Here is a 12,313-nt window from a genome sequence, read left to right as displayed (position 1 = left end):
CCCGCGGACAAGCCGAGCGCCGCACCGCCCGAGCGGACCGCCGCCACTCCGCCCCTCACGGTCACCACCCACCCCTACAGCTGGCAGAGCCCCTGCTCCCAGCACTACCTCATCGACCGGCCGCCCACCGCCGTGGCCCCGCCGCCGCTGGAGCAGGACGCGCCCGCCTGGGTGGACGTGCACCAGGCGGTGTCGTCGGGGGAGCAGTACGTCACCTTCACCGTGCAGGGCACCGGCGAGGACACCGTCGTCCTGGAGAAGCTGTCCGTGCGCATGGCGGGCAAGCGGTCCCCGCTCGCCTGGAACGACTACGCCATGGGCTACCCCGGCGTCGGCTGCGGCGGCGGCGTCCCGACCCGCTCCTTCACGGTCGCCCTGGACGCGATGCGCCCCGCGCCCGTNNGGCCGACGCGTCGGCCTACGACGTCAGCTGGTACCTGGAACTGTCCTGGTCCAGCGGCAACCGGCACGGCACGCTGGTCGTCGACGACGCCGGCCGCCCCTTCCGCACCAGCGGGAACAATGGCCGACCGGCGTACGCCTTCCCGCTGGGCGGCCGGAAGTGGCAGCCCGCGGCGGACGCCGACTGAGCGCCCGGGACGGTCAGTCCCACCGGAAGGACCAGACGGTGGCGCCGACCAGCTCCCGGGCGTACGCCTCCAGGCTCTCGGTGAAGGCCGCCGAGCAGAACGCGAAGTGCTCCGCCGCCACCGCCTCCGCCTGAGCGGGGGTGGCCGGCGGGGCCGCGACGGACACGGCCAGCGTGTCGTAGTCCAACGCCGTCACCCGTATGCCGAAGCGGTCCTCCCACGACCGCAGCACCGCGCAGGTCCGGCCCACGTCACCCTCGTAGTTGAGCGGGCCGGTCCAGCCGATCGCCGCCGGTATGTCGGCGGACCGGCGGGCCGGGACCAGGGCGAGGCGGGGCTCCCTCGGCCACGGACGCGTACCGTCCGCCAGGGCGTCGGCGACCTGGGCGGCCCGGGTGTCGGGATCGGCGACGAGGGACGCCCGCGGGGCGAGCCCGGTCCAGTCGCCCCCGAACTCCCCGCCGCCCTCCTCCATCTCCTCCGCCCAGTACTCCGCGAGGACCTCCTCGGCGTCGTGATCACCCGGGTACGACACCAGCCCGGGACCCAGCTCCCACCGCTCCGGCCCGGACATGGCCCCGCCGACGTCCACGAGCACGGGCAGCAGCCCCACGCGTCTGGCCGGAGCGCCGAGCACCTTCCACGCACCGGGCGCGGCCGGCTTGTCCGCGAGCCACAGCAGCGGTTCGTGCCAGGGCCCGTCGTCCGTCTCGTCCACGAGCCGGCCGGGCGGCAGTTGCAGCCCCAGAGAACGCCCGCTGGGATCGGTGGCCAGCCTGGGCAGCGGATTGGGAAGAGTCGCCATACCGGTGACTGTAGGGGCACCCACTGACAACGCCCTTCGTGCTGCCCGGGGTTGACCCGACGCCGATGCCGACGCCGCCGTCGGCCGACGAGCGAGCGGGCGGACCGGGCCGGACGGCGTGTCAGACGAACGTCGTGATGCAGAACGGGTGCCCCGCCGGATCCAGCAGCACCCGCCACCGGTCCGGCTGCGGCTGCGGCTCCGGCTTGGTCGCGCCCAGGGCGATCAGGCGGGCCTCCGCCGCCTCCAGGTCGTCCACGCCCACCTCGATGTGAGCCTGCTTCTCCTGGGCCGGGTCCGGCCAGGTGGGGCGGCGGTAGTCGGCCAGGCGGTTGAAGCCCAGGCCCGCCGCGCCGTCCTTGCCGCCGAGGAACACGAAGTCGTCGGAGGAGTAGGCGACGGGCAGGCCGAACATCTCGACGTAGAACCGGGACAGTTCGACGGGGTCCGCGCAGTCGAACGTCACGGCGGCGAAGCGGAACGCGGGCACGGAAGGGGAAGCGGAAGATGTCTCCTTGGTCATGGGGCGACCGTACGACGCGACCAGGACAGTTCCGGTCCTGGTCGTACGGACCGGTGTGCGAGACTTCCGCCCGTGCTCAGCTCCTCCGCCCGTCTGCTGCGGCTGCTCTCGCTGCTCGCCGCCCGGCCCTCCTGGACCTGCGCCGAGCTGGCCGGCCGCATGGCCGTCACCGACCGCACCGTGCGGCGGGACATCGCCAAGCTGCGGGACCTCGGCTACACCGTCGACTCCGACGCCGGGCCCTGGGGCGGCTACCGGCTCCGGGCCGGCACCCGGGTACCGCCGCTGATCCTGGACGACGAGGAGGCGCTGGCCGTCGCGGTCGGGCTGCGCGGGGCCGCGCTGGGCGGAGCGCTCGGCGGGGACCAGGCCGCGCTGTCGGCGCTGCTCAAGCTGCGCCAGGTGCTGCCGCCCAGGATCGCCGAGCGGCTCGGCGAATGGGACGACGCCCTGGTACGGCTGCCCTGGCCCGAGGAGCCGCAGCTGCGGCCCGGCGTGCTGCTGGAGCTGGCCGCCGCCTGCCGGCGCGGCGAGCGTGCCCGGCTGTCGTACCGCGACGGGCAGGGCCGGCACACGGTCCGGGACGTCGATCCCTACCGGCTCGTCCACACCGGCCGCCGCTGGTACTTCGTCGCCCGGGACGTCGCCCGGGGCTGGCGGACCTTCCGCGCCGACCGGGTCGAACGGCTCCGGCCCACCGGGCACCCGGTGGAGATCACCGACCCGCCGGACCCGGCGGAGTTCGTCTCACGGAACACCGCCAACGGCCCCTACCCGCTGTCCGCCACCATCCGGCTGCCGCTCGCCCAGGCCGACGCGCTGCGGGTCGTACCCGCCACCGTCGGCACCCACCGGGCCGACGGGCCGAACGCGACGATCGTCGAGATCGGCGGGCCCGACGCGGACGGCCTCGCCCGCTATCTGCTCGGCCTCGGCACCCCCCTGCGCGTCCTCGCCCCGGACTCGGTGCGGGAGGCCCTGGTCCGCCGGGCCCGGGAACTCGCCCACGACAACGAGGAGCACGCGCGGTCCGTGGGAGCGGCCCGGAACAGCGGCGGCCCGCCCCCGGAATGAGGGCGGGCCGCCGGGACGTACGGTGCCCGGTCAGAGCTTCTCGGGCGTCCGGATGCCCAGCAGGGCCATGCCCCGGTGCAGGGTGCGGGCCGTCAGGTCCACCAGGAACAGGCGGTTCTCCACCTGCTCCGGGGTGTCCGCCTTCAGCACCGGGCACTGGTCGTAGAACGCCGTCAGCAGCGTCGCCAGCTGGTACAGGTACGCCGCCAGCTTGTGCGGCTCGTAACCCGCCGCCACGTCCAGGACCGTCTCGGCGAACTGGTCCAGGTGCAGGCCCAGGGCGCGCTCGGCGGGCGCCAGCCCCAGCTCCGGGTGGGCGGCGGGGCGCGCCTCGCCGGCCTTGCGGAGGATGGACTGGATACGGGCGTAGGCGTACTGGAGGTAGACGGACGTGTCGCCGTTCAGCGAGACCATCTGGTCCAGGTCGAACTTGTAGTCCCGGACGGCGGAGGTCGACAGGTCCGCGTACTTCACCGCGCCGATGCCCACGTACCGGCCGTTCTCCGTGATCTCCTGCTCCGACAGGCCCACCTTCTCGGCCTTCTCCCGGACCACGGCCGTCGCGCGCTCGACCGCCTCGTCGAGGAGGTCCTCGAGCCGGACCGTCTCGCCCTCACGCGTCTTGAACGGCTTGCCGTCCTTGCCGAGAACCGTGCCGAAGGCCAGCTGCACCGCCGTTACGTCCTCGTTCAGCCAGCCGGCCCGCCGGGCCGTCTCGAAGACCATCCGGAAGTGCAGCGCCTGCCGGGCGTCCACCACATACAGCAGGGTGTTCGCCTTCAGGTTGAAGACGCGGTCGCGGATCGCGGACAGGTCGGTGGCCGCGTAGCCGTAGCCGCCGTCCGACTTCTGCACGATCAGCGGGACCGGGTTGCCGTCCGGGCCCTTGATGTCGTCGAAGAACACGCACAGCGCGCCCTCCGAGCGGACCGCGACACCCGACTCCTCCAGCAGGCGGCAGGTCTCCGCCAGCATGTCGTTGTACCCCGACTCGCCGACGATGTCCGGGTCCCGGATCTCCATGTCCAGCTTCTCGAAGACGGAGTAGAAGTAGATCTTCGACTCGTCCACGAACTTCTGCCACATGGCCAGGGTCTTCGGCTCGCCGGCCTGGAGGTCGACCACCCGGCGCCGGGCCCGCGTCTTGAACTCCTCGTCGGAGTCGAAGAGCTTCCGCGCGGCCTTGTAGAGGCGGTTGAGGTTGGACATCGCCTCCTCGCCGCTGACCGCGCCGGCCTTGTGGTCCAGCTCGTGCGGGTGCTCGTCCAGGTACTGGATGAGCATGCCGAACTGGGTGCCCCAGTCGCCGATGTGGTGCCGCCGGACCACGTTCTCGCCGGTGAACTCCAGCAGCTGCACCACCGAGTCGCCGATCACCGCGGACCGCAGGTGGCCGACGTGCATCTCCTTCGCCACGTTCGGCTGGGCGTAGTCGATCACCGTCGTACCCGGGTGCTCGGCGAACGGCACGCCGAGGCGGCCCGACTCGTCCGCGTACCGCGCGGCCAGGTTCTCGGTGATCGCCCGGTCCGCGATCGTGATGTTGAGGAAGCCGGGGCCGGACACCTCGACGTCCTCGATCACGTCACCCGTCACCACCCGGGAGACGACCTGCGTCGCCAGCTCCCGGGGGTTCGCCTTCGCCTTCTTGGCCAGCGCCAGGATGCCGTTGGCCTGGAAGTCGGCCCGGTCGCTTCGTCGCAGCAGCGGGTCCGCGCCGGCGGCCTCCGGCAGGGCGGCCGAGAGAGCGGAGGCGAGGTGCTGCTGGACGGTGTCGCTGAGGGACGTGACCGAGGCCATAGGAAGGGGTGCCGTTCTCCTCGTGGGGATGGATAGACCCACCCAGTATCCCACGGGGGGTAAAGCCGTTTTCCCGGCCGCGTCCCGGTCTGTGAGAATGGAGTGTCACCCCGTTCAGAAAGAAGGACGTGCCGATCGTGGCTCAGAGCACCGAGACCACCGACTGGGTCTCCCGTTTCGCGGATGAGGTCATCGAGGAGTCGGAGCGCCGGGCCCCGGGCAAACCGGTCGTCGTCGCGTCCGGACTCTCCCCCTCCGGTCCGATCCACCTCGGCAACCTCCGCGAGGTCATGACCCCGCACCTGGTCGCCGACGAGATCCGCCGCCGCGGCCACCAGGTCCGCCACCTGATCTCCTGGGACGACTACGACCGCTACCGCAAGGTCCCGGCCGGCGTCGCGGGCATCGACGAGTCCTGGGCCGAGCACATCGGCAAGCCGCTGACCTCGGTCCCCGCACCCAAGGGCTCGCCGTACCCGAACTGGGCCGAGCACTTCAAGGCCGCGATGATCGAGTCGCTCGCCCAGCTGGGCGTCGAGTTCGACGGCATCAGCCAGACCGAGCAGTACACCTCCGGCGCCTACCGCGAGCAGATCCTGCACGCCATGAAGCACCGGAACGACATCGACGCGATCCTCGCCCAGTACCGCACCAAGCCGAAGCCCGCCAAGAAGCAGCAGCAGAAGCCGGTGGACGAGGCCGAGCTGGAGGCCGAGGAGGGCTCCGGCGCCGCCTCCGAGGACGACGGCAGCTCCGGCTCCGCCGGGTACTTCCCGTACAAGCCGTACTGCGGCGGCTGCGGCAAGGACCTGACCACGGTCACCTCCTACGACGACGACAGCACCGAGCTGTCGTACACCTGCACCGCCTGCGGCTTCGCCGAGACCGTCCGGCTCAGCGAGTTCAACCGCGGCAAGCTGGTCTGGAAGGTCGACTGGCCCATGCGCTGGGCCTACGAGGGCGTGATCTTCGAGCCCAGCGGCGTCGACCACTCCTCGCCCGGCTCCAGCTTCCAGGTCGGCGGCCAGATCGTCGGCATCTTCGGCGGCAAGCAGCCCATCGGCCCCATGTACGCCTTCGTGGGCATCTCCGGCATGGCCAAGATGTCCTCCTCGCGCGGCGGCGTCCCCACCCCCGCCGACGCCCTGAAGATCATGGAACCGCAGCTGCTGCGCTGGCTCTACGCCCGCCGCAAGCCCAACCAGTCCTTCAAGATCGCCTTCGACCAGGAGATCCAGCGGCTCTACGACGAGTGGGACAAGCTCGCGGGCAAGGTCACCGACGGCTCCGCGCTGCCCGGTGACGTGGCCGCCTACACGCGCGCCGTCGGCACCGCGGCCGGCGAACTGCCCAGGACGCCGCGCCCCCTGCCGTACCGCACCCTCGCCTCCGTCGCCGACATCACCGCCGGACACGAGGACCAGGCCCTGCGCATCCTCTCCGAACTGGACCCCGAGCAGCCGCTCGGCTCCCTGGACGAGGTCCGCCCCCGCTACGACCGGGCCGAAGCGTGGATCAACACCCACGTCCCCGCCGACCAGCGGACCATCGTGCGCGACGAACCCGACGTCGAACTGCTCAAGTCCCTCGACGAGGCGTCCCAGCAGTCCGTACGCCTCCTCCTCGACGGGCTCGCCGACCACTGGTCCCTCGACGGACTCACCCACCTCGTGTACGGCGTCCCCAAGGTGCAGGCCGGATTCTCCGCCGACGCCACGCCGAAGGAACTCCCGGCCGAGATCAAGACGGCCCAGCGCGCCTTCTTCGCCCTGCTGTACCACCTGCTGGTCGGCCGCGACACCGGCCCCCGCCTGCCCACCCTGCTGCTGGCGGTCGGCCAGGACCGGGTGCGCAAGCTGCTCGGCGAGTAGCCGCCCGTGAAGAAGGGGCCCTCTTCCCGGAGGGCCCCTTCTCCTTGTCCGTCAGGTCTCCCTGTCCGTCAGGCCTCCATGACCGTCAGGCGATGTGGTCTTCCTGCAACTCCGCGGTGTGGCGGTTGGTGAAACGATTGACCATCCGTTCGGCCTCCCCCTTGGGAAGTGCCACGCCGAAGGTCGCCTCCACGTCGTCCCTGAACTGACCGGCGGTCGGATAGCTGCCGTCTATCGACTTGCGGAAGACCAGGTAGAAGTCCTCCTCCGTCGGCTCCGGCTCCGCACCGCCGCCGCCCTCGCCCAGCTCACGCGTACGGGTCGCACTGACCGGGATGGGGAAACTCCCGGTCTCCTCCGGGGACGGCTGCTGGAACTGCTCCGGCGGCTGGTCCTCGTACCACTCCTCGTACTGCTCCTCGGGCGCGTACTGCGGCTCCTGGAGCATCGGGTCGTACGTCGGGTCGTAACCGCCGTGGTACTCCACCTCCCGGGGAGTCTGGAACCACGGACTCTGCTCGTCCACCGGGGGCTCCTCCGGGCGCCGCTCGCCGGCGGGTGCCGCCTGCCGCGGGACGGGCGCCGCCCCGGCGGCACGACCGCCCTCGGCGGCCACGGCGGGAACGGCCGCCGCCTCCAGCTGCGGCTGCGGCGCCGGCGGCAGAAGCACCGGCTCGATACCCGCCGCCGCCAGGCCCGCCGGAGCCGTCTCCGCCAGCGGCACGCCGTACTTCGCCAGCCTCAGCGGCATCAAGGACTCCACCGGAGCCTTCCTGCGCCAGGCCCGGCCGAAGCGGGAACGCAGCCGGGCCTGATAGACGAGACGTTCCTGCTCCAGCTTGATGACCTGGTCGTAGGAACGCAGCTCCCACAGCTTCATCCGCCGCCACAACAGGAACGTCGGCACCGGGGACAGCAGCCAGCGGGTGAGCCGGACCCCCTCCATGTGCTTGTCCGCCGTGATGTCGGCGATACGCCCGATCGCGTGCCGGGCCGCCTCGACCGACACCACGAACAGCACCGGGATCACCGCGTGCATCCCCACGCCCAGCGGATCGGGCCAGGCGGCGGCCCCGTTGAACGCGATCGTCGCCGCCGTCAGCAGCCACGCCGTCTGCCGGAGCAGCGGGAAGGGGATACGGATCCAGGTCAGCAGCAGGTCGAGAGCGAGCAGCACACAGATGCCCGCGTCGATGCCGATCGGGAAGACGTACGAGAAGTCCCCGAAGCCCTTCTTGACGGCCAGCTCACGGACGGCCGCGTACGAACCGGCGAAGCCGATGCCGGCGATGATCAACGCGCCGGTCACGACCACACCGATGAGCACACGGTGCATCCGAGTCAGCTGCGGTGGCCCTGCCACTCGTAGTCCCCTCCCCTTGCGTGTCGTTGCGCGCAACAGGGTGGCACACGTGTGCGGCGAACGCGCTGCCGGTCGGCCGCTACGGCCCTCCGATCAGCTCTTGCCGGCGGCCGACTTGGACGGAGACGCGCTGGAGGAGGCCGACTTGGACGGGGACGAGGACGGAGACTTCGCAGCCGGATCCGAGGCGGACTTCGACGGAGACGACGACGAACTCCCCGCATCCCCCGCGCCGTTGGCCGACGACACCGACGCCACCGCCTCCTTCAGCGCCTTCTGCGCCGCCTTCGACAGATCATCGGCGTCCGGAGTCTTCTCACCCGCGAGACCGGCACCGTTGTAGTCGAGCGTCACCACGACGTTCTCCACCCGGGCCACCACCGTCTGCTGCTTGAAGAGGCCTTCCTTCTTCTTCAGGTCGTACCGCACCGCCGACGCCTCCGCGCCCGTCCCCGACAGCGGCACCACCTTGACGCCCTTCGCGCCGTCCACCGACTGCGCGTCCTTGACCTGCTGCGCGTAGTACGTGTGCGCCTGCTCGTCACCCGAGCCGCGCGTGGCATCCGACTCGAAGCGCAGCAGCGACACGTTCAGCCAGCGGAACTGCGAGCCCTTCACACCGTTGTTGTCCAGGCTGTTCCACGAGCACGAGGCGCGCGCCGACGGATCGTCCGAGCTCCCCTTCTTGCCCGACTTAGACCCCTTCGGGACCAGATCGGTCAAGGTCTTCTTCGACAGCACCCCGCACGCCTCGGGAAGCTTCCGGTACGCGGCGGCCTGCACGGTCGGGGACGTGCTCGCCGACGGCTGCGTACTGCCGCCCGCCGACTGCTGCGTGCTCTCGCCACCGGACTTCGCCTTGGAATCATCGGAGTCCGAGGAGCAGGCGGCGGTGATCAGAACCGCGGGAACGGCTGCCGCGCAGACAAGAGCGCGGCGAAGGCGCTTGGCTCGCTGAACTTGCTGGGCACGGTCGTCTCGCTGGGCTGCTCGCTGCATGGTTCCTTCACTCATGACGCTCGGTGTTCGTGCGGGTTCCTGCGGGGCCACGGTACGCGGTGAAAGCGCCGCACGGTCTCCGTTCACGCGCTTCGCGGGCAGCGGCGGGCGGGACCGGCGAGACCGTCAGCCGCCCAGCGCATCGTCCAGTTGAGAGGCCAGATTCCGGGCCCTGTCCTGCATTTCCCTGCTGTCCGGCACCGTCCCCGTGGCCATCGGCTGCTCCTCGTACTGGATGGTGACGATGACGTTGGACGTGCGGAACACCACAGTCACCGTCCGCTGTTCGGCCGTCGAACCGGACGTACTGAGCCGGTCGTCCAGATACGCCTCGTCACCGAGATCGGTCAGCGCGCGGGGCTGGAGGTCGGCGGGCGTCGCACCCGGGGAGGACGCGTCCGGCGATCCCGACGACGCCGAGGAGTCCGCAGCCGGCTTCGACGAGGCCGACGCGGAGGCCCCGCCGCTCGGGGCGCCCTTCGAGGACGCGGACGAGCTGGGCGTCGGAGCCGGTGCCGAGGACCCGCTCGGCGCCGGCAGGTCGGCTGCCGTCTCCTTCTCCTGGAACAGCTTCTGCGCCTGGTCGTCGTCGCTGACCGTGTTGTCGTACGACACCACGCGCTCCAGATCGACGGACAGGCGGTCCGTGGCGTCGGCCGACTCGACCTTCCAGCGGCAGCCGACCTTGCGATCGGTGTCGTAGGTGAGCGCGGCCTCGCCCTGGTAGGCCCGCTCCCGCTGGACGGGGTCGGTGATCTGCTGGATGCCGGGCAGCAGCGCGTCCAGGGTGTCGTGGCCGACCGCGCCGCACGGTTCGGGGAGCGTGCTGTACTTGCCCGGCTCGGCGGCGACCGTGGCCGTCCCGGCGTCGCCCGGGTTCGCGTTGTCCGTCGGACCGTCGTCCCCGGAGCCGCCCGTGCAGCCGGCCAGCAGCGCCGCGAGGAGGGCGGCGGTGCCGGATACGTACGCCTTCCGCTGCACGGTCGGGCTCCTCTCGACGGTGTGTGCTCGCTCGGTGCTCCAGTGTCCCCGCTGGTTATTCGCTTGCCGCAGCGGGGCGCCCCCTGGAGACAATGTGTATCGCACGCACTGCCGTGGACGCCGGTCCCTTGCCCCTTTCACTGACCTTGGCGCCGCTTTTGCGTTTTGCCGATTTTCATTACTTTTGTCTTGTATCCGGGGGAATGAGGAACACATGTCGTACGTGGAGATGCCGGGCGCCAAGGTCCCGATCCGGATGTGGGCGGACCCGGCGACGGTCGAGGACGTGGCCCTGCGCCAGCTCCAGAACGTGGCCACCCTGCCGTGGATCAAGGGCCTCGCCGTGATGCCGGACGTGCACTACGGCAAGGGCGCGACGGTCGGCTCGGTCATCGCCATGCAGGGCGCGGTGTGCCCGGCGGCGGTCGGGGTGGACATCGGCTGCGGGATGTCGGCGGTGAAGACGTCCCTGACCGCGAACGATCTCCCCGGGGACCTGTCCCGACTGCGGTCGAAGGTCGAGCAGGCGATTCCGGTGGGGCGGGGGATGCATGACAGTCCCGTCGATCCGGCGCGGTTCCATGGGCTGGCCACCGCCGGGTGGGGCGACTTCTGGGGCCGGTTCGACGGGGTTGCGGAGGCGGTCAAATTCCGTCAGGAGCGGGCGCAGAAGCAGATGGGAACGCTCGGATCCGGGAATCACTACCTTGAACTTTGTCTAGATCAGTCAGGTTCGGTCTGGCTCACGCTGCACTCCGGGTCTCGGAACATCGGCAAGGAACTCGCCGAGCACCACATCGGCGTGGCCCAGCAGCTCCCGCACAACCAGGGCCTGGTCGACCGTGACCTCGCGGTCTTCGTCGCGGACACCCCGCAGATGGCGGCCTACCGCAACGACCTGTTCTGGGCGCAGGAGTACGCCAAGTACAACCGCGCGCTCATGATGGCGCTCCTCAAGGACGTGATCCGCAAGGAGTTCAAGAAGGCCAAGCCGACCTTCGAGCCGGAGATCTCCTGCCACCACAACTACGTGGCGGAGGAGCGGTACGAGGGCATGGACCTGCTCGTGACCCGTAAGGGAGCGATCCGCGCCGGCTCCGGTGAGTTCGGGATCATTCCCGGCTCGATGGGCACCAGCTCGTACATCGTGAAGGGGCTCGGAAACGAGAAGGCATTCAACTCGGCTTCGCACGGAGCCGGTCGGCGGATGAGCCGCAACGCGGCCAAGCGTCGCTTCACGACCAAGGACCTGGAGGAGCAGACGCGGGGCGTGGAGTGCCGCAAGGACTCCGGCGTGCTGGACGAGATTCCGGGCGCCTACAAGAACATCGACCAGGTGATGGACCAGCAGCGCGACCTCGTCGAGGTCGTGGCGAAGCTGAAGCAGTTCGTCTGCGTGAAGGGCTGACGCGAGAGGCCCCCGGCCGGAGCCGGGGGCCTCTGCAACTCAACAGCCCCCTGCCGCCGCAGAACAGGCGAAGTCGGTGGACCGGCTGCGTTCGGTGATGCTGCTGTTGTAGGGCGTCAGCTACTGGCCCCGCCCCCGGGACCCAGTGAGTCCAGCCACCGCAGGAGGCGGGTGCCCTCGCGGGTCATGACGTCCGGGTCGCGGAGGGCGTTGGTCAGGAGGGACATGCCCTGGTAGGCGGAGATCAGGGTGAGGGCGTGGTCGTCGGGGGCGGGGATGCCCCAGGTGCGGAACTGGGCGGCCGTCCAGTCCAGGAGACGGCGGATCACGGCGCCGGCCTCCGCGTCGAGGGTGCCGTCCGCGCGTTTGTCGAGTTCGACGGCCAGGGTGCCGGTGGGGCAGCCGTGGCGGGCGGCGGTGTCCCGTTGGGCGACCCAGGCTTCGACGAGGGCCTTGAGGCGGTCGCGCGGGGTCGGCAACTGATCCAGTTCGGCGGTGAGTTCGTCCAGGTGGGCGCGGTGTTCCGACAGTGCGGCCTGGACCAGTTCGTCTTTGGTCTTGAAGTAGTAGTAGACGTTGCCGACCGGGACGTCGGCCTCGCGGGCGATGTCGGCGAGGGTGGTGCGTTCGATGCCCTGCTCGTGCAGGACCCGGGCCGCCGCCGCCGTGAGTCGTCGGCGCTTCTGTGACGCCCGGGCGCGCCGATCCACTGAGTTTGTCACCTGACTGACTATAGACAGGCGGGGGTGGGGGCGTGTTAACGTCCCCTCATTGTTAGTGAGTTGACTGACTTAGTGCGTGGGGGGTTGCGGTGATCGTTGTTACCGGGGCTACCGGCAATGTCGGGCGGGTGCTCGTGGAGGTGCTCGCCGGGGCGGGGGAGGAGGTCGTGGCCGTTT

At 70.7% G+C, this 12,313-nt stretch carries 11 protein-coding genes and 1 pseudogene; 5 read left to right on the top strand and 7 right to left on the bottom strand.

Annotated elements, in window-relative coordinates:
* Positions 1–590 (top strand): annotated as a pseudogene (locus tag CCN44_RS45945) (transcriptional regulator); the annotation flags it as partial.
* A gap of 13 nt (positions 591–603) precedes the next feature.
* Here CCN44_RS45945 and CCN44_RS07395 read toward each other — a convergent pair.
* Together CCN44_RS07395 and CCN44_RS07390 are read right to left on the bottom strand one after the other, a co-directional pair.
* Positions 604–1,395 (bottom strand): DUF4253 domain-containing protein, encoded by a 792-nt coding sequence (locus CCN44_RS07395; RefSeq protein ID WP_059251715.1) that lies wholly within the window; start codon positions 1,393–1,395, stop codon positions 604–606.
* Positions 1,396–1,516: 121 nt separating this feature from the next.
* Positions 1,517–1,918 carry a VOC family protein gene (locus tag CCN44_RS07390; RefSeq protein WP_059251717.1) on the bottom strand — a complete coding sequence of 134 codons (402 nt, stop codon included), beginning with the start codon at positions 1,916–1,918 and terminating at the stop codon, positions 1,517–1,519.
* 72 nt (positions 1,919–1,990) lie between these two features.
* Here CCN44_RS07390 and CCN44_RS07385 point away from each other — a divergent pair, with 72 nt between their 5' ends.
* The gene (locus CCN44_RS07385) at positions 1,991–2,992 is read left to right on the top strand and encodes a helix-turn-helix transcriptional regulator (RefSeq protein WP_086697170.1); all 1,002 of its coding nucleotides are present in this window, start codon (positions 1,991–1,993) and stop codon (positions 2,990–2,992) included.
* Between the two features lie 30 nt (positions 2,993–3,022).
* Here CCN44_RS07385 and argS read toward each other — a convergent pair whose 3' ends face one another.
* On the bottom strand, positions 3,023–4,792 hold the full coding sequence (gene argS, locus CCN44_RS07380) for an arginine--tRNA ligase (RefSeq protein WP_086697169.1): 1,770 nt from the start codon (positions 4,790–4,792) through the stop codon (positions 3,023–3,025).
* A gap of 128 nt (positions 4,793–4,920) precedes the next feature.
* On the opposite strand from argS, the gene lysS reads away from it, so the two are divergent.
* Complete coding sequence (lysS, locus tag CCN44_RS07375) at positions 4,921–6,663, top strand: lysine--tRNA ligase (RefSeq protein WP_059251720.1); 1,743 nt, start codon at positions 4,921–4,923, stop codon at positions 6,661–6,663.
* 85 nt (positions 6,664–6,748) lie between these two features.
* Here the strand turns inward: lysS and CCN44_RS07370 are convergent, their stop codons facing one another.
* The 3 genes from CCN44_RS07370 to CCN44_RS07360 all read right to left on the bottom strand — a co-directional run bounded on the left by CCN44_RS07370 (position 6,749) and on the right by CCN44_RS07360 (position 10,006).
* Positions 6,749–7,999 carry a DUF2637 domain-containing protein gene (locus tag CCN44_RS07370; RefSeq protein ID WP_189397096.1) on the bottom strand — a complete coding sequence of 417 codons (1,251 nt, stop codon included), beginning with the start codon at positions 7,997–7,999 and terminating at the stop codon, positions 6,749–6,751.
* Between the two features lie 120 nt (positions 8,000–8,119).
* A complete protein-coding gene (locus CCN44_RS07365) occupies positions 8,120–9,025 on the bottom strand; it encodes a DUF3558 domain-containing protein (RefSeq protein WP_107502053.1) in 906 nt (301 codons plus the stop codon).
* Between the two features lie 126 nt (positions 9,026–9,151).
* Positions 9,152–10,006, bottom strand: a complete 855-nt coding sequence (locus CCN44_RS07360) for a hypothetical protein (RefSeq protein WP_059251721.1) — start codon at positions 10,004–10,006, stop codon at positions 9,152–9,154.
* 214 nt (positions 10,007–10,220) lie between these two features.
* On the opposite strand from CCN44_RS07360, the gene CCN44_RS07355 reads away from it, so the two are divergent.
* The gene (locus CCN44_RS07355) at positions 10,221–11,414 is read left to right on the top strand and encodes an RtcB family protein (RefSeq protein WP_086697168.1); all 1,194 of its coding nucleotides are present in this window, start codon (positions 10,221–10,223) and stop codon (positions 11,412–11,414) included.
* A 116-nt stretch (positions 11,415–11,530) separates the two neighbouring features.
* Here CCN44_RS07355 and CCN44_RS07350 read toward each other — a convergent pair whose 3' ends face one another.
* The gene (locus tag CCN44_RS07350) at positions 11,531–12,136 is read right to left on the bottom strand and encodes a TetR/AcrR family transcriptional regulator (protein ID WP_189397095.1); all 606 of its coding nucleotides are present in this window, start codon (positions 12,134–12,136) and stop codon (positions 11,531–11,533) included.
* 89 nt (positions 12,137–12,225) lie between these two features.
* Here CCN44_RS07350 and CCN44_RS45940 point away from each other — a divergent pair.
* The coding region (locus CCN44_RS45940; RefSeq protein WP_143649640.1) for an NAD-dependent epimerase/dehydratase family protein at positions 12,226–12,313 on the top strand (88 nt) is incomplete at its 3' end.

Origin of the sequence: Streptomyces tricolor (assembly GCF_002155905.1) — a bacterium.
Taxonomy (GTDB): Bacteria; Actinomycetota; Actinomycetes; order Streptomycetales; family Streptomycetaceae; genus Streptomyces; species Streptomyces tricolor.
Note: the sequence above shows the minus strand (reverse complement) of the source record. Positions and strands in the feature narration are given on the sequence as shown.

Excerpts from the sequence above, each read along its gene's own strand:
- argS (WP_086697169.1), bottom strand. The coding sequence starts at position 4,792 with ATGGCCTCGGTCACGTCCCTCAGCGACACCGTCCAGCAGCACCTCGCC.
- CCN44_RS07370 (WP_189397096.1), bottom strand. The coding sequence starts at position 7,999 with ATGCACCGTGTGCTCATCGGTGTGGTCGTGACCGGCGCGTTGATCATC.
- CCN44_RS07390 (WP_059251717.1), bottom strand. The coding sequence starts at position 1,918 with ATGACCAAGGAGACATCTTCCGCTTCCCCTTCCGTGCCCGCGTTCCGC.
- CCN44_RS07365 (WP_107502053.1), bottom strand. The coding sequence starts at position 9,025 with ATGCAGCGAGCAGCCCAGCGAGACGACCGTGCCCAGCAAGTTCAGCGA.
- CCN44_RS07355 (WP_086697168.1), top strand. The coding sequence starts at position 10,221 with ATGTCGTACGTGGAGATGCCGGGCGCCAAGGTCCCGATCCGGATGTGG.
- CCN44_RS07395 (WP_059251715.1), bottom strand. The coding sequence starts at position 1,395 with ATGGCGACTCTTCCCAATCCGCTGCCCAGGCTGGCCACCGATCCCAGC.